The sequence below is a fragment of the Streptomyces sp. CBMA156 genome (assembly GCF_014596515.1).
In the GTDB taxonomy this organism is placed as follows: domain Bacteria; phylum Actinomycetota; class Actinomycetes; order Streptomycetales; family Streptomycetaceae; genus Kitasatospora.
This window is the reverse complement of record NZ_MSJQ01000106.1, coordinates 1-16160: the sequence shown is the minus strand read 5'-3', so window position 1 is coordinate 16160 and position 16160 is coordinate 1. Positions and strand designations below refer to the sequence as shown.

Sequence of the window (16160 nt, the reverse complement as noted above, 5' to 3'; positions counted from 1 at the left end):
ACTCCGGGACAACGTGCCGATGGTCACTGCGCCGGTCGTCCCGCCCCGTTCGCGGCGCGCTCCGCTTACGCTGTCTCCCGTGGTGCAAGCAGCGGACGAGGACGGATCGCAGGAGGACCGCGCTCCCGGGAACGGGCGGTCGCGGTCGGACGGCCCGCGCCGCCGGCTCGGCAAGGCGGTCACGGGCGCCACCGCCGGACAGGCCGCGAAGGCCGTCAAGGCGGCCCGGCGCACCGCGAAGAAGGCCGCCGCGAAGCCGCCCGCCACCGAGGCCCCCGCCATGAAGAAGGCCACCGCCGCGAGGAAGACCGCTGCCGCGAAGCGGACCGCCGGAAAGCGGGCCGACGCGCAACAGGCCGGTACGAAGCAGGCCACCGCCCCGAGGGAGACCCGCACCGCCCGGGCCGCCGGCGCCGCCAAGGCCGCCGTCCAGTCCGTCCGCTCGGTCAAGGCCGCCAAGCGCGACGCCGCCCGCCCGCCGCTGCTGCGCACCACCGACCGGCTGGTGCTGCCCCGGCACCCGGCCCTGCACATCCCCGACACCAAGGTGGCGCTGTCCACCGCCTCGGTGTACCCGGCGAGCACCGCCGTGGCCTTCGAGCTGGCCGCCAAGCTCGGCTACGACGGGGTCGAGGTGATGGTCTGGAACGACCCGGTCAGCCAGGACCTCGACGCCCTGCGCCGCCTCTCCGACGCCCACCGGTTGCCCATCCTGGCCGTGCACGCCCCCTGCCTGCTGATCACCCAGCGGGTGTGGAGCACCGATCCGTGGACCAAGCTGGTCCGGGCCAGGGCCGCGGCCGAGAAGCTCGGCGCGAGCGCCGTCGTCGTCCACCCGCCGTTCCGCTGGCAGCGCCAGTACGCCCGGGAGTTCGTCGAGGGCATCGGCCGGATGGCGGGCGAGACCGACGTCCGCTTCGCCGTCGAGAACATGTACCCGTGGCGCTACCGCGACCGGGAGATGCTCGCGTACGCCCCCGGCTGGGACGTCACCGACGAGGAGTACCGGCACTTCACCATCGACCTCTCGCACGCCGCCACGTCCAGGATCGACACCTTCGCCATGGTCGAGCGGATGGGCGACCGGCTCGCCCACGTCCACCTGGCCGACGGCAGCGGCTCCGGCAAGGACGAGCACCTGATCCCCGGCCGGGGCAAGCAGCCCTGCGCCGAGCTGCTGGAGCACCTCGCCCGCACCGGCTTCGACGGCCACGTGGTGCTGGAGGTCAACACCCGCCGCTCCGCCTCCCCCGCCGAACGCGAGGCCGATCTGGCCGAGGCCCTCGCCTTCACCCGCTTGCACCTGGCCACCCCCTCGCGCGTACGCTGAGGCGTCCGGCCGGCCGGACGCGAACCGCCGTACGGAGGAGGGCACATGACGGAGGGTCGGGACTACCGCGAGGCCGCCCGGAGCTTCGGCGGGGTCGCCGCCGAGTACGAGCGGGGCCGCCCCGGCTACCCCGACGGCCTGTTCGACGCGCTGGAACGGCTCTGGGGCCGCGGCCTGCGCGGCGCCCGGGTCCTGGACGTCGGCGCCGGCACCGGCATCGCCACCCGGCTGCTGGCCGCGCGGGGCGCGGAGGTCGTGGCCGTCGAGCCCAGCCCCGGCATGGCCGCCCGGTTCCTCGCCTCCTCGCCGGCCCTGCCGCTGGTCCGGGGCACCGGTGACGACCTGCCCTTCCACGACGGCTCCGCCGACCTGGTCACCTACGCCCAGGCCTTCCACTGGACGTACCCCGAGAAGTCCGTCCCCGAGGCGATCCGGGTGCTGCGGCCGGGCGGTGCCGTGGCCGCCTGGTGGAACGTGTACGACGAGACCGTGGCGTGGATCCGGGCCCGGGACCGGCGGATGGCCGCCGCCCTCTCCGACCGGTACCGCGGCTACGGCGGGATCGACCACCACGCCGGCCACTTCGCCCCGGCCGGCCTCGCGGTCGAGCGGACGGTGCTGCGCTGGGAGCGGCGGGTCCCCGTCGACCACGTGCTCACCGACCTGACCTCGCGCTCCTACCTCGCCTCGCTCGAACCCGGGGAGCGCGCACCGGTGCTGGCCGCCGAACGGGAGGCCATGCTCGCCGAGTTCCCGGACGGCATCGTGGTCGAGCCGTTCGCCCTGGACCTCACCGTGGCCGTCAAGCCGGGCTGACACCGGCCGCGCCGGCCCGCCCGCCGCCTGCCCGCATCGCGGACGGGCCGTCCGCCGTCCGGACGGCGGGCGTAGGCTCGGTACCCACAGCGGCCCCCGAACCCTCCCACCGCGGGGCGCCGGCGACAGCCCCGAAGGAGTGGAGCGCAGTGCCCGAGCTGAGGTCCCGTACGGTCACCCACGGTCGCAACATGGCAGGCGCCCGGGCGCTTCTCCGGGCGGCCGGCGTAGCCCGCGAGGACTTCGGCAAGCCGATCATCGCGGTCGCCAACTCCTTCACCGAGTTCGTCCCCGGCCACACCCACCTCCAGCCGGTCGGCCGGATCGTCTCCGAGGCGATCAAGCAGGCGGGCGGCATCCCGCGCGAGTTCAACACCATCGCGGTGGACGACGGCATCGCGATGGGCCACGCCGGCATGCTCTACTCGCTGCCCTCGCGCGACCTGATCGCCGACTCGGTCGAGTACATGGTCAACGCCCACTGCGCCGACGCCCTGATCTGCATCTCCAACTGCGACAAGATCACCCCGGGCATGCTGATGGCCGCGCTGCGCCTGAACATCCCGACCGTCTTCGTCTCCGGCGGCCCGATGGAGGCCGGCAAGGCCACCCTGGTCGACGGCACCGTGCGCAAGCTCGACCTGGTCGACGCGATCTCCCAGGCGGTCAACGAGAACGTCTCCGACGAGGACATCGCGATCATCGAGGAGAACGCCTGCCCCACCTGCGGCTCGTGCTCCGGCATGTTCACCGCCAACTCGATGAACTGCCTGACCGAGGCGATCGGCCTCTCGCTGCCCGGCAACGGCTCGGTGCTCGCCACCCACACCGCCCGCAGGGCCCTGTACGAGGACGCCGGCCGCACGGTCGTCGAGATCACGAACCGCCACTACGGCCAGGACGACGCCTCCCTCCTGCCCCGGGCGATCGCCACCCGCGCCGCCTTCGAGAACGCCATGGCCCTGGACATCGCCATGGGCGGCTCGACCAACACCATCCTGCACCTGCTCGCCGCCGCCCAGGAGGCCGAGCTGGACTTCGACCAGCGGGCCATCGACGCGATCTCCCGCAAGGTGCCCTGCCTGTCCAAGGTCGCGCCCAACGGCTCGTACTACATGGAGGACGTGCACCGGGCCGGCGGCATCCCGGCCCTCCTCGGCGAGCTGCACCGGGGCGGGCTGCTCAACGAGGACGTCCACACCGTGCACTCCGACTCGCTCGCCGAGTGGCTCAAGACCTGGGACGTGCGCGGCGGTTCGCCCTCCGCCGAGGCCGTCGAGCTGTGGCACGCCGCCCCCGGCTGCGTCCGCTCCGCCGAGGCCTTCTCGCAGTCCGAGCGCTGGGAGTCGCTGGACACCGACGCGGCCGGCGGCTGCATCCGCAGCGTCGAGCACGCCTACTCGGTCGAGGGCGGCCTGGCCGTGCTGTACGGCAACCTCGCCGAGGACGGCTGCATCGTGAAGACCGCGGGCGTGGACGAGTCGATCTGGACGTTCAGCGGCCCGGCCGTCGTGGTCGAGTCCCAGGAGGACGCGGTCGAGGCGATCCTCGCCAAGCGGGTCAAGGAGGGCGACGTCGTCGTCATCCGCTACGAGGGCCCGAAGGGCGGCCCCGGCATGCAGGAGATGCTCTACCCCACGTCCTTCCTCAAGGGCCGGGGCCTGGGCAAGGCCTGCGCGCTGGTCACCGACGGCCGCTTCTCCGGCGGCACCTCGGGCCTGTCCATCGGCCACGCGTCCCCCGAGGCGGCCTCCGGCGGCACCATCGCGCTGGTCGAGGACGGCGACACCATCGCCATCGACATCCCCGGCCGCCGAATCTCCCTGGAGGTCCCGGACGAGGTCCTGGCCGAGCGCCGCCGCGCCCTGGAGGCCGCGGGCGGCTACCGGCCGAAGAACCGCGACCGCCAGGTCAGCCAGGCCCTGCGGGCCTACGCGGCGATGGCCACCTCCGCCGACAGGGGCGCCGTCCGCGACGTGAGCAAGCTCGGCTGAGACCGGACCACCACGGAGGAGCCGTCCCGGACTGCGGGACGGCTCCTCCGGCACGTGCGGTGGTCGGGTGATAATCGACGACGTGAGCGATCAGCCCCCCACCCCCGCCCCCAAGCCCGACGGCGCCCCCGAGCCGGAGCCGATCCGCTGGTTCGGCACCAGCTGGCTGAACCGGGACGGCGGCTACTGGCCGCGCCGGGTCGCCGTCTCCGTCGGCTCACTGGCCGCGGCCGCGGCCGTGATCCTGGTGCTGCGCTTCGGCATCGAGGGCATCGCCCTCTCCGACAACGGCACCTTCCTCAACGGGCTGCTGACCGCCGCCATCGCGGTCTGCTCGCTGATGGCCGTCCGGCGCACCTGGAAGTCGCTCACCGAGGGCAGGGACCAGCTGACCGGCTGGATGGCCGAGGACAAGTCGCTCGGCGCGGTCTGGCTGATCGGCGGGGCCGGCTCGCTGCTCGCCTACTTCGTCCGCAGCCTGGTCGAGGCCCCCGGCGAAGCGGTCCGGCGGGCGGCCTACGAGCGGGCCGTCGTCCAGTACGAGAAGCGCCAGGCGAGTCGCAGCCGCCGGCCCGACACCAAGGCGCCGGGCCGGGCCAAGCGCAAGCGCTGACGGCGGTCAGCCGGTGAGCTTCAGGACGGCGAGCAGCGCGGCGACGGCCAGCGCGACGTAGAGCGGGGTGCGCCAGGCCGGCCAGCGGCGCGGCCCGACCGGGCGGCCGGCCGCCCGTGGCCCCGGCCTGCGGCCGAAGCGCCTCGGCTTCGCCGGGCCGTCGTTGACCGAGCGGCGCCCGCCCGGGTCGACCGGCGGGGTGTGCTTCCATCGGGCGGCCAGCATGCGGGTGCGTCCGGCCTGCTCCTTGTGGGCGGCACCCCGGACGAACTCCTCGTCCAGGACGAGTCCGGCGAACGGGTCCTTCGGGTCCGCCCCGGACGGGGCGGACCCGTCCGGTTCGTCACCCCGGCCCGGGCGCGGCTGCGGATCTTCGGCTATCGGCATCGCGCCAGTATGCCGACGGGGTGTGACAACGCGTCGACCAAGGGCACCCCGCGGGGTGAACCCGGGCTCCGGGCCGCGTTCCGCTCCCGCGCGGCCGCGGTCCCGCCGGCGCTCATCCCCTGCCGCGGGCCTGCTTGACCGATCCCACCACCCCGGCGACCGCCAGCAGCAGGCCGGCCGGCAGCAGCGAGGCGAAGAAGGCGCCGAACAGGCCCTCGTCGCCGAGGAACAGCTGGGCCAGCGTGTTCAGCGCCAGCAGTCCGCCGGCCGCCGGGAGCGCCGACTGCCACGGGTGCTCGTCCGCCCAGCGGCGCAGCCGCCGGTCGGTGCCGTCGCCGCGCAGCCGGCCGCCGACGGTGCCGACCAGGAAGAAGAAGAACAGGCCCCAGCCGGCCGGTGAGGCCAGCATGCTCAGCGACCAGTCCCCGGAGACCGCCTCGATCCCCAGGGCCGTCGCCCCCACCACCGCGCCGACCCCCGTGGCCGTCCGCCACGGGCCCACCGTCGCCGAGGCGACGGCGAGTCGCCGGTTCTCACGTCGGGACATCTCGTCGTGTGCCATGGCTCCACGGTGCGCCCGTCGGAGCCGGGAGGCCATAGGGGAAACCCCCGAGTTTTCACCCTGGGCGACCTCAGGGGTACGGCGGCCGGGCCCGGGGCGACCACGGACCGGACGGTCCCTCCGGGCGCCGTCGCGCGGTGCGAGGATGGCCGCAGTACCGAGGCAAGGAGCGGACCATGGGCAGCAGCGCAGCACCCGGACAGAAGATCGCCTTCCTGGGCACCGGCAAGATCGGCGAGGCCCTGCTCTCCGGTCTGCTGCGGGCCGGCAAGGACCCGGCCGACGTCCTGGTGACCGCCCGCCGCCCGGAGCGCGCGGCCGAACTCGCCGCCCGCTACGGGGTGGTGACCGTCTCCAACGCCGAGGCAGCCAAGCTCGCCGACACCCTGATCCTGGCGGTCAAGCCGCAGGACATGGGCACCCTGCTGGACGAGCTGGCCCCGCACGTCAGCCCGGACCGGCTGGTGATCTCGGCCGCGGCCGGTGTCCCGACCGCCTGGTTCGAGGAGCGGCTGGCGGCCGGCACCCCGGTGGTCCGGGTGATGCCCAACACCCCGGTCCTGGTGGACGAGGGGATGAGCGTGATCTCGGCCGGCTCGCACGCCGGCGAGGAGCACCTGGTGCGCGCCGAGGAGATCTTCAGCTCGGTCGGCAAGGCGCTGCGGCTGCCCGAGGCCCAGCAGGACGCGGCCACCGCGCTGTCCGGCTCGGGCCCGGCCTACTTCTACTTCCTGGTCGAGGCGATGACCGACGCCGGCATCCTGCTCGGCCTGCCCCGGCAGGTGGCGCACGACCTGATCGTGCAGTCCGCGATCGGCGCCTCGGTGATGCTGCGCGACTCCGGTGAGCACCCGGTGAAGCTGCGCGAGGCGGTCACCTCCCCGGCCGGCACCACGATCGCGGCGATCCGCGAGCTGGAGAACCACGGGGTGCGGGCCGCGCTGCTGGGCGCCCTGGAGGCGGCCAGGGACCGCTCCAGGGAGCTGGCGTCCGGCGGGAAATGACCGCTGCGCGACCCCTCCCGCAATCGCGGCGCACCCCCTACGCTCTCGCCAACATCGGCCTACCGGCCGGTAGTGAGGTCGCCTGGAGGTCCGTTGAGTGCCGCACCGCCCGTCCGGTCCCTCTCGTCCCCGGCGCCGCCCGGCCTGCGCGCCGGGCGGGCCGCGCTCGCCGTCAGCTTCCTGCTCCAGGGCGTCACCTTCGCCCTGCTGGTCACCTGCATCCCGGAGATCCAGCACCGGTACGGGCTGAGTGACGGCCTGCTGCCGGTCTTCCTGGCCGCGGTGCCGATCCTGGCCGGCGTCGGCTCGATCGCCTCCGAGCAACTGGTGAAGCGCACCGGCGCGCGGGCCGTGCTGCGGGTGGTCCAGCCCGCCGTCTGCCTCGCCCTGGCGGCCGCCGGGCTCGGCGGCACCCTGTGGCAACTCGCCCTGGCACTCGGCGCGTTCGGGCTGCTGGTGGGCGCCCTGGACGCCAGCATGAACATGCTCGGGGTGGGGCTCCAGCACCTCTACGGCCGCTCGATCATGATCGGCTTCCATGCCGCCTTCAGCCTCGGCGGCATCCTCGGCGCGGCGCTGGCGGGCCTCGGCTCGCACTACGGCCTCGGGCTGCCGGTGCTGTTCGGCACCGCCGCCGCGGTGATCGCCCCGCTCGCGGTGCTGGCCGGCACCCTTCCCCGTCCTTCGGCCCCGGGGACTCCCGCCGCCGGGCCGGCCGAACTCGGCGACGCCGTCCGGGAGGCCGCCGAGGCCGCGGCGAGGTCCGTCCCCTGGCGCCCGCTGCTGCCGCTCTGCCTGGCGATGGCCTTCGCGTACATCGCGGACGCCTCGGTCTCCAACTACAGCGTCAAGTACCTCACCGACGGTCTGGGCAGCCGGGAGGACCTCGCCAAGCTCTCCTACCTCGGCTACATGGTCGCGATGCTGCTCGGCCGTTCCCTCGGCGACCGCGCGGTGCAGCGCTTCGGCGCCGTCCCGGTGGTCCGCGCGGGTGCCGCGCTGGCCGCGCTCGGCTTCGGGCTGGCCGCGGTCGCGCCCACCGCCTGGGCGGGCATCGCCGGGTTCACCGTGCTCGGCTTCGGCATCTGCGCGATCATCCCGCAGGTGTTCGCGGCCGGCGGCCGGCTCTTCCCGGCGGACTCGGACGCCGCGGTGGCCCGGCTCAACCTGTTCAACTACGTGGGTTTCCTGGTCGGTTCGCCGCTGGTCGGGGCGATCGCGGACGCCGGCTCGTACCGCTGGGCGCTGCTCGCCCCGATGCTGCTGGTGCTCGCCGTCCTGCCGCTGGCCGACCGCTTCGCCCCCGCCCCCGCACCCGCTCCGTCGCCGGCCCCCGCCGTCGGGTGACGCCCTTGCCCCCGCCGTCGGGTGACGGCGGGGGCGGTCGACGGGACGGGGGTCAGCTGATCACGGTCTGGAGCTGGGGCACGCCGAAGGTCCAGCTCTGGTCCTTGGCCGTGGTGGTGCCGCCCACCTGGCCGAACTCGTAGTAGACGTACGGCGCCCAGTTCAGGGTGTACGGCGCGGTGCCCCACCCGGGGGTGTCGGTGATCTTGACGGTGAGCGTGACGCTCTTGGTCGCTCCCGGCGCGATCGGCGCGTTGAAGTGGAAGTTGGCGCTGTTCCCGGTGAACGCGCAGTCGGAGGTGTCACCGGTGCAGGCGGTGATCGTGAAGGCTCCGGCCTGCGTGTTGGCCGGCCAGGTCGGCTGGACGGACTCGTAGGCGAAGTAGATGGCGCTGTTCTCGGCGTTGGTGAGGGACAGCGTCAGGGTCAGCTGGTCTCCCGCCTTGGCCGTCGACTTGTCGACGGCGAAGGTGGTGCCGCTGACCGCGGCGGAGGCCGGCTGGGCGGCGAAGAAGACGCCAAAACCCAGTATTGCAGCGAGAATTACCCCAAGGCGTTGCACGCTGAATGGCTTCATGGCGGAGAGGATATGGAGTCGTAAGGCTTTTGTCTGCACCGCCTCAACACCCGCCTCCACAGCTACCCCACAACTTCCGTAGTTTCAATGCGCACCTGGCGTCCACCGGGCCTCACGCGCTCCGCCCCGGCGCGCCCTGGCAACGGGGCGGTCACCGTCACCCGCTACGGTGGAGGCCATGCCCGAAGCCGAGCGTGACACCCCCTGCGGCCTGCACCTCTTCTGGGACGAGGCCGTCACCGCCTACGACTTCGGGCCCGGCCACCCGATGGACCCGACCCGGCTGGCCCTCACCATGCGACTGGTCGAGTCACTCGGACTGGACACCGGGCCCGGGGTGACCGTCCGCTCCGCGCCGCCCGCCGGCGAGTCCACCCTCCGGCTGGTGCACACCGGGGAGTACGTCGAGGCGGTCAGGTACGCCGCCGCCCACCCGGACCACTCCGACCCCCGGCACGGACTCGGCACCGACGACACCTGGTCCTTCCCCGCGATCCACTCGGCCTCCGCGCTGATCGCCGGCCAGTCCGTCGCCGCCGCCGAGGCGGTCTGGCGCGGCGAGACCCCGCACGCCGTCAACTTCACCGGCGGGCTGCACCACGCGATGCCGGGCAGGGCCTCCGGCTTCTGCGTCTACAACGACCCGGCGCTGGCCATCGCCCGGCTGCTGGAACTCGGCGCCGAGCGGGTCGCCTACGTCGACGTGGACGTCCACCACGGCGACGGCGTCCAGGCGGCCTTCTGGAACGACCCCCGGGTGCTCACCATCTCGCTGCACGAGCACCCCGCCACGCTCTTCCCGCAGACCGGCTGGCCGGTCGAGACCGGCGGCGAGGACGCACCCGGTTCCGCCGCCAACCTGCCGCTGCCCGCGGGCACCGGCGACTCCGGCTGGCTGCGCGCCTTCCACGCCCTGGTGCCCGAACTGCTCGACGCCTTCCGGCCACAGGTCCTGGTCACCCAGCACGGCGCCGACACCCACCTGGAGGACCCGCTCGCCCACTTCGCCGTCACCGTGGACGCCCAGCGGCTGATCGCCGAGGCGCTGCACGACCTCGCCCACCAGCACACCGGCGGCCGCTGGGTGGCCACCGGCGGAGGCGGCTACGCCGTGGTGGACGTCGTCCCGCGCACCTGGACCCACCTGGTCGCCACCGCCGCCGCCAGGCCCGTCGACCCGGTCACCGAGACCCCCGAGGCCTGGCGCGCCGAGGTCTACCGCCGCACCCGCCGCCCCGCCCCGCTGCGGATGACCGACGGCGCCCGCCCGGCCTGGCGCGACTTCGACGCGGGCTACGATCCGGCCGACCGGCTCGATCAGGCCATCCTCGCCACCCGCAGGGCGGTGTTCCCCCAGCACGGGCTGCTGGCCTGATACCGCCCCTCCCGGCCGGGTGCGGCGCGGTCCGTGCGTACGGCGGGCAGTGCCATCCGCCGATCGGCTACGTACTGCAACAGTCCTATCTCTCACCGTACGAGGACCGCTCTTCCCCTCTTCCCACTGGTACCACCCATAACTACTCTGGGGATACACGTGTGCCGGTGGAGTCACCGGAGGGGAAGCCGGTGCCTTGCACACGGGTAAGGGTCGGGTGATGGTCATGAGTTCCGTCGAGCGCCCCCTTCAGGAAGTCGTCTTCCTGACCGTGGCGGAGGTCGCCGCGGTCATGCGGGTGTCCAAGATGACGGTGTACCGCCTGGTGCACAGCGGAGAGCTGCCGGCCATCCGGGTCGGACGGTCCTTCCGGGTGCCCCAGCAGGCGGTGCACGAGTACCTCAAGGAGTCCTACGTGCGGCTCGAAAGCGCGTAGGGGCGGGTCGGCCGGGGGTGGTTCCGCGACTGCGGAGCCACCCCCGTTCGCCGTTGATTTCCCGGGTGTTCCCCGGTTGCCGGGGGCGCGATTTACAGCCCCGGGCAACCGGAAGGTAGGCTAGGCCCTCACGTCAGTCGTATGGACTCCGTCTCACACGGGCGAGAGTCTCAGTGAGCGAGGGTTGTTCCGTGGGCTCTGTCATCAAGAAGCGTCGCAAGCGTATGGCCAAGAAGAAGCACCGCAAGCTTCTGAAGCGCACCCGCGTGCAGCGTCGCAACAAGAAGTAAGCGCCCCCGGCCGCGCTCGGCGCGCCCAGCGCTCCCACCGCCCGCCCAAGCCCGTCGTGGCCTGGGCGGGCGGTGTCGTTTCCCGGGCCGGTGGGGCGGCGCGGTACGGTGCACGCAGGCCGCTCGGGCCGAGGGAATGGGGTGCAGCACCGTGGGCGTGGTCGTGCTCGTCACCGGCGTGGCCCGCCATCTCGGTGCCCGGTTCGCCGCCGAGGTGCGCCGCCGGCCGGGGGTGGACCTGGTCGTGGGCGTGGACGTGCAGCCGCCCCGGCTGCCGCCCGAGGAGCCGGCGGGACCGGCGGCCCCGTACCGCTTCCACCAGCTCGACCTGCGCCGCCCGGCGCTCTCCCGGGTGCTCGCCGAGCACGGGGTGGACACCGTGGTGCACCTCAGCGTCAGCGCCACCGGCCTGGGCTCCACCAACCGCTCCGCGGTGAAGGAGTCCAACGTGATCGGCACCATGCAGCTGCTCGGTGCCTGCCAGAAGGCCCCCGGGGTGCGCCGGCTGGTGGTGAAGTCCACCACGGGCGTCTACGGCTCCGCGCCCCGCGACCCGGCGGTGTTCAGCGAGCGGATGCAGCCCAAGGACCCGCCCGGCGGCGGCTTCGCCAAGGACGCGGCGGAGGTCGAGGGCTACGTGCGCGGCTTCGCCCGCCGCCGTCCGGACGTCGCGGTGACGGTGCTGCGCTTCGCCAACATCGTCGGCCCGGACGCGGACACCCCGCTCAGCGAGTACTTCGCGCTGCCGGTGCTGCCGACCGTCCTCGGCTACGACCCGCGGCTGCAGTTCGTCCACGAGGACGACGCCGTCGCGGTGCTCTGCCGGGCCGCCGCCGAACCCGCGCCCGGCACCGTCAACACCGGGACCTTCAACGTGGCGGGGGAGGGCATCCTGCTGCTCTCCCAGTGCGCCCGCAGGCTCGGCCGGCCGACCCTGCCGCTGCTGCTTCCCGCGGTCAGCTGGATGGCCGTGCTGGCCAGGCAGACCCGGCTGGTGGACGTCTCGCCCGAGCAGCTGCGGCTGCTCACCCACGGCCGGGTGGTGGACACCGCGCGGCTGCGCGACACCTTCGGCTACCGGCCGGCCTTCGGCACCCCCGAGGCCTTCGCCGACTTCGCCGCCGCCAGGGGCCCGGGCCTGCTGCCGCCCGAGCGGCTGGCCGCCGTCACCGACCGGCTGACCGCCCTGCTCGGCCCGGAAGCGGCCGCCGCGCCGGACGCCGTACCGAACCGCCGACCGAGGAGCTGAACCCGCGATGAGTGCCGCAGCCGAGAACGCGCCGGGCGAGGCCAAGGTCATCCCGATCGAGTCCGCGCCCAGCTGGAGCTCGCCGGAGGGGCCGAATCCGGCCGACCGGCTCGCCGAGGCCGTCGGCGGGGTGCTGTCCGGGCCGCTCGGCCCGGCCGCCACCCGGCTGTTCGGCAAGGGCTGGGAGGGCCGGGCCGCCGAGCGGCTGGCCTTCCTGCGCCGCCGGGTGACCGGCGACTACGAGGTGGACGAGTTCGGCTTCGACCGGGAGCTCACCGAGGAGGTGCTGCTCTCGCTGCTGCGCCCGCTGGCCGAGAAGTACTTCCGGATCGACGTCCAGGGCGTGGAGCACATCCCGGCGGAGGGCGGCGCGCTGATCGTCGCCAACCACTCGGGGACGATCCCGCTGGACGCCCTGATGACCCAGGTGGCCATCCACGACCACCACCCGGCCCGGCGGCACCTGCGGATGCTCGCCGCCGACCTGGTCTTCGTGCTGCCCGGCATCAACGAGCTGGCCCGCAAGGCCGGTCACACGCTGGCCTGCAACGAGGACGCCCAGGCGCTGCTGGAGCGCGGCGAGGTGGTCGGGGTCTGGCCGGAGGGCTTCAAGGGGATCGGCAAGCCCTTCTCCGAGCGCTACAAGCTCCAGCGGTTCGGCCGCGGCGGCTTCGTCGCCTCGGCGCTGCGGGCGCGGGTGCCGATCGTGCCCTGCTCGATCGTCGGGGCCGAGGAGACCTATCCGATGATCGGCAACGTGAAGACGCTGGCCCGGCTGCTGGGCCTGCCGTACGTGCCGGTCACGCCGACCTTCCCGTGGCTGGGACCGCTCGGGATGCTGCCGCTGCCGACCAAGTGGACGATCCGCTTCGGCGAACCGATCGCCACCGACGCGTATCCGGCGGAGGCGGCGGACGACCCGATGCTGGTCTTCGACCTGGCCGACGAGGTGCGCGAGACCATCCAGCACACCCTCTACCAACTGCTGGTGCAGCGGCGGTCGGTGTTCTTCTGAGCCGCCCGGTACGCGAACGGCCGGGGGCCCCGGCGGAGTGGATCTCCGCCGGGGCCCCCGGCCGTTCCGTTCAGCCCGTGTCGGCCCGTTTCGCCGGCCCGGCCCCGGTCAGCCGCCGAGGATGCGCAGCCCGGGCAGCAGGTCCGGGAGCAGCGGGGGCACCTCGACGCCCTGCGGCTGGGACGGGCTCGGCGCGCTGGGCGTGGCCGGCTGCGGCACCTGCGGCGGGGCCGCGTCGGCGCTCGGCGAGGGCTTGGTGCCGGTGAGCCCGTCGGTGAGGCCGCCGACCAGGCCGTTGACGGCGTCCGGGGCGCTGCTGGGCAGGGTGTCCGGCAGCAGGCCGCCCTTGCCGCCGGTGCCGGAGGCTCCGCTGCCGGGGGCCGCCGGGGCGTGCTCGGTGGCGCCGGGGCGGTTGCCGGAGGCGCCGGAACCCGGGGTCTGCCCGGTGCCGGAGGTGCTGCCGGAGCCGCCCGCCGGAGAGCCTGCCGGGGAACCGCCGGTCGGGTCGGCCGAGCCGTCGCCCGCTCCGGTGCCGGCCGAGTCACCGCTCGTGGCGGGTGGCAGGGCCAGGCGCAGGGGCGCGACGTCCTCGCTTATGTCGTCGAAGAGCCGGTTCACCAGGTCGGCCTGCTGGGTGAGCTGGACGGGCAGCCTGCCCTGCAACTCGCTCCAGTGGCCGTCCTCGTCGTGGGCGAAGCCGGCCAGTGCCCGCATCGGGTCGAGCGAGCCGTTGCTGCGGTAGACCGAACGCAGCAGGTCGCGGCCCTTGAGGGCGTCGGCGTGCATGTCGTCCAGCGCGCGGCGGACCTGCTCGACGGTGACGGGGCTGAGCGCGCCGGCCGGGCCGGTGCGGCCGACCAGCGTCTTGGCCTCGCCGAGCCGGGTGGCCGCGCTGTCGAGCAGCAGTTCGCCGCGCTCGGAGTCGGAGCCCGCGAGGTCGAACCTGAGCCCTTCCAGGCCGCGCTTCAGGCCGTACAGCGTGTCCCCGGGGACGGCGTTCGAGCTGGCCGTGGCGGCGCCGGCCAGGCTGCCGACGGCGAGCCCGGCGACCAGTCCGCCGATCGCGAACCGCCGGCTCCAGCGGCCGCGCGACGCCGCCCGGATCGTCCGGTGGCGGCGCTGGCGGGGGACCGCCCCGCCCGTCCCGCCGGCGAAGGCCTGCTCGAACGCGGCCATCAGCTGGGCGCGTTGGACCGTTCGGACCTCCCGGTCCAGCACCGGCCCCGGCAGCCCACCCAGCGCGTCGGTCAGCCCGACCAAGCCGGCCATCGCGACCGAACCGGTGCCGGTGGCAGCGGTGTTGTCCGATTCGGCGTTGGCCGCAGCGCGTTGCTCCGCCTGGTGGGCCTCCAGCGCCTCGGCGAAGGCCTTCGCCCGCCGGTGCTCCAGCACGTTTGCCGTCACGGGCCGCACCTCCCTTCGTCGTTGTCGACACCCCGGCCCGCCGGACGGTTGCCCTGGCTGGCCAAAGCCACTCCATCGGGTGATAGGCCGCAAATCGACTTGACCGTACGCCTGGTGGGGGCTTGCATGCTGGCCAACGAGCGGTGCGGGTGGTCGGTTACGCGCGGCTGATCATCGGACCGACCGTTCACCCTGACGTGTCGGCCCGGCGTGGACGGTGACGGCCCGCCGGGCCGTATGGCGGACGGGCCGTCGACGGTCCCGCTCATCGCGCGTCGGGCGGGAGCAGCCGGGCCAGGGTGCGTACGGCGCGGTACTGGAGGGTCTTGATGGCGCCCTCGTTCTTGCCCATGATCCGGGCCGTCTCGGCCACCGAAAGCCCTTGCAGGAAGCGCAGGGTGACGCACTCCTGCTGCTGCGGGTTGAGCCGGCGCACCGCGTCCAGCAGGGCGGCGTTGGAGAGCGACTCCAGCACCGACTCCTCCGGGCTGCGCTCGCACTCGTTGGAGTCGAGCATCTCGCCGGTGGTGACCTCCAGCCGGAAGCGGCTGGACTTGAAGTGGTCGGCGACCAGGTTGCGGGCGATGGTGACCAGCCAGGCGCCGAAGTCCCGGCCCTGCCAGGTGAAGGTGCCGATCCGGCGCAGGGCGCGCAGGAACGTCTCGCTGGTGAGGTCCTCGGCGGTGGCCCGGCTGCCGACCCGGTAGTAGATGTAGCGGTAGACGGTGTCCGCGTAGTGGTCGTAGAGCCGGCCGAAGGCCTCGCTCTCGCCCGCCTGGGCCCGCTCGACCATCTCCATGATCGGGTTGTGCTCGGTCTCGTAGCCGGGGCTGGGCGCGGTCCTGGCGCGGCCCCGGCCGACCCCGGTGCTGCCCGAGCGGCCGCGCGAGCCGGTGCCGGTCGAGCCGGCGGCGGTGGTGCGCAGTGCCGTGCCGGGGCCCTGCGGGTGGCCGAACGTTCCTCCGGCGAGCGCGAGTTGGGGCGAGTCGGCGAACTGGCTGCGGAGCAGGCTGCGCAGCAGGTCCAGGCCGGTGGAGATCTGCCGCTCGGCGGTGGGCCGGCCGCGGAGGCCGGTGCGGGGGCGCAGGGGCACGGACGACGGGCGGGAGGGTGCAGGCGCGTCGTTCCGGACGGGTGGGTACACGGGACTCCCAGAGGCAGAACTGTGGACGGATCACCTCCGCCTGCGCGGAGAGCACTCCCCGAAGCGTCCGTTCGAGCGGGACGCGTGGTGACGTGCATCCAGGAGAGAATAACGCTTTGTGCAATGACAGCTACACCGTGTGGTCGAAGTGGTCGTTTGGGATCCATTTGTTGTGCATATTCGGCTGACACTGACCGGTGCTGTCGGCGTTCATCCGGCTCAACGTGATCGAACGGGTGCCCTGGGTGACCAATTGGGCGGCCTGAGGGGCGGTTTCCCAGCCTCGGGGCCCGGCAACCCCCGACTTTCCAGGTCTGGCGAACGATCAGAACCAGTCACTCGGCGACAGGTTCGTGCAGGTGGTCCGACTGTCCTGCGGCGAAAGGGAGTTCGCCCGTACGAGGGGCCAGGTCAGAGGCCTTGTTGACGCCCGCTCACCCTCCGGGGCGAGCCCGCCAGGGCGGCCCCGAACGCCTCCGAACGGGCTCCGAACGTCTCGGAACGCCTCGGAACGTCTCCGGACGGGCTGCGGGCCGGCTCCGGCGCGACGCTCAGGCGCGGTGCCGCCGCCGGTTCAGCGCCACCCCGGCCGCCGTCGCGCCGGCCAGCACCCCGAG

At 73.8% G+C, this 16160-nt stretch carries 16 protein-coding genes; 11 read left to right on the top strand and 5 right to left on the bottom strand.

Going from position 1 to position 16160, the window contains the following annotated elements; all coding sequences use genetic code 11:
• The first annotated feature begins 502 nt into the window (after positions 1 to 502).
• The 4 genes from BU198_RS09080 (at position 503) to BU198_RS09065 (ending at position 4753) form a co-directional block, all read left to right on the top strand.
• Positions 503 to 1330: a sugar phosphate isomerase/epimerase family protein gene (locus BU198_RS09080; protein ID WP_188296338.1), complete on the top strand. Its 828-nt coding sequence runs from the start codon at positions 503 to 505 to the stop codon at positions 1328 to 1330.
• A gap of 45 nt (positions 1331 to 1375) precedes the next feature.
• Positions 1376 to 2146 (top strand): class I SAM-dependent methyltransferase, encoded by a 771-nt coding sequence (locus BU198_RS09075; RefSeq protein ID WP_188296334.1) that lies wholly within the window; start codon positions 1376 to 1378, stop codon positions 2144 to 2146.
• A gap of 149 nt (positions 2147 to 2295) precedes the next feature.
• On the top strand, positions 2296 to 4140 hold the full coding sequence (gene ilvD, locus BU198_RS09070) for a dihydroxy-acid dehydratase (protein WP_188296333.1): 1845 nt from the start codon (positions 2296 to 2298) through the stop codon (positions 4138 to 4140).
• Between the two features lie 82 nt (positions 4141 to 4222).
• Positions 4223 to 4753: a hypothetical protein gene (locus BU198_RS09065; protein ID WP_188296332.1), complete on the top strand. Its 531-nt coding sequence runs from the start codon at positions 4223 to 4225 to the stop codon at positions 4751 to 4753.
• A gap of 6 nt (positions 4754 to 4759) precedes the next feature.
• On the opposite strand, the gene BU198_RS09060 is transcribed toward BU198_RS09065, so the two are convergent.
• Both BU198_RS09060 and BU198_RS09055 read right to left on the bottom strand, forming a co-directional pair.
• Positions 4760 to 5140, bottom strand: a complete 381-nt coding sequence (locus BU198_RS09060) for a hypothetical protein (RefSeq protein WP_223244141.1) — start codon at positions 5138 to 5140, stop codon at positions 4760 to 4762.
• A gap of 112 nt (positions 5141 to 5252) precedes the next feature.
• On the bottom strand, positions 5253 to 5702 hold the full coding sequence (locus BU198_RS09055) for a hypothetical protein (RefSeq protein ID WP_188296331.1): 450 nt from the start codon (positions 5700 to 5702) through the stop codon (positions 5253 to 5255).
• 176 nt (positions 5703 to 5878) lie between these two features.
• Between BU198_RS09055 and proC the strand changes: the two genes are divergently transcribed.
• Positions 5879 to 6706, top strand: a complete 828-nt coding sequence (gene proC / locus BU198_RS09050; protein ID WP_188296330.1) for a pyrroline-5-carboxylate reductase — start codon at positions 5879 to 5881, stop codon at positions 6704 to 6706.
• A gap of 93 nt (positions 6707 to 6799) precedes the next feature.
• On the top strand, positions 6800 to 8053 hold the full coding sequence (locus tag BU198_RS09045; RefSeq protein ID WP_223244140.1) for an MFS transporter: 1254 nt from the start codon (positions 6800 to 6802) through the stop codon (positions 8051 to 8053).
• 52 nt (positions 8054 to 8105) lie between these two features.
• Here BU198_RS09045 and BU198_RS09040 read toward each other — a convergent pair whose 3' ends face one another.
• Entirely contained in the window at positions 8106 to 8630 is a 525-nt protein-coding gene (locus BU198_RS09040; RefSeq protein ID WP_188296329.1) for a hypothetical protein, read from the bottom strand.
• 178 nt (positions 8631 to 8808) lie between these two features.
• On the opposite strand from BU198_RS09040, the gene BU198_RS09035 reads away from it, so the two are divergent.
• From BU198_RS09035 to BU198_RS09015, 5 genes are all read left to right on the top strand, one after another.
• Entirely contained in the window at positions 8809 to 10005 is a 1197-nt protein-coding gene (locus BU198_RS09035) for an acetoin utilization protein AcuC (RefSeq protein WP_188296328.1), read from the top strand.
• Positions 10006 to 10231: 226 nt separating this feature from the next.
• Positions 10232 to 10441, top strand: a complete 210-nt coding sequence (locus tag BU198_RS09030) for a helix-turn-helix domain-containing protein (protein ID WP_045699258.1) — start codon at positions 10232 to 10234, stop codon at positions 10439 to 10441.
• Between the two features lie 191 nt (positions 10442 to 10632).
• Positions 10633 to 10731 (top strand): 30S ribosomal protein bS22, encoded by a 99-nt coding sequence (locus BU198_RS09025; protein ID WP_003948845.1) that lies wholly within the window; start codon positions 10633 to 10635, stop codon positions 10729 to 10731.
• Between the two features lie 151 nt (positions 10732 to 10882).
• A complete protein-coding gene (locus tag BU198_RS09020; protein WP_188296327.1) occupies positions 10883 to 11980 on the top strand; it encodes an NAD-dependent epimerase/dehydratase family protein in 1098 nt (365 codons plus the stop codon).
• A 7-nt stretch (positions 11981 to 11987) separates the two neighbouring features.
• Entirely contained in the window at positions 11988 to 12995 is a 1008-nt protein-coding gene (locus tag BU198_RS09015) for a lysophospholipid acyltransferase family protein (protein ID WP_188296326.1), read from the top strand.
• A gap of 108 nt (positions 12996 to 13103) precedes the next feature.
• Here BU198_RS09015 and BU198_RS09010 read toward each other — a convergent pair whose 3' ends face one another.
• Both BU198_RS09010 and BU198_RS09005 read right to left on the bottom strand, forming a co-directional pair.
• A complete protein-coding gene (locus BU198_RS09010) occupies positions 13104 to 14399 on the bottom strand; it encodes a DUF5667 domain-containing protein (RefSeq protein WP_188296325.1) in 1296 nt (431 codons plus the stop codon).
• A gap of 265 nt (positions 14400 to 14664) precedes the next feature.
• Positions 14665 to 15486: an ECF subfamily RNA polymerase sigma factor, BldN family gene (locus BU198_RS09005; RefSeq protein ID WP_188296335.1), complete on the bottom strand. Its 822-nt coding sequence runs from the start codon at positions 15484 to 15486 to the stop codon at positions 14665 to 14667.
• Between the last annotated feature and the right edge of the window lie 674 nt (positions 15487 to 16160).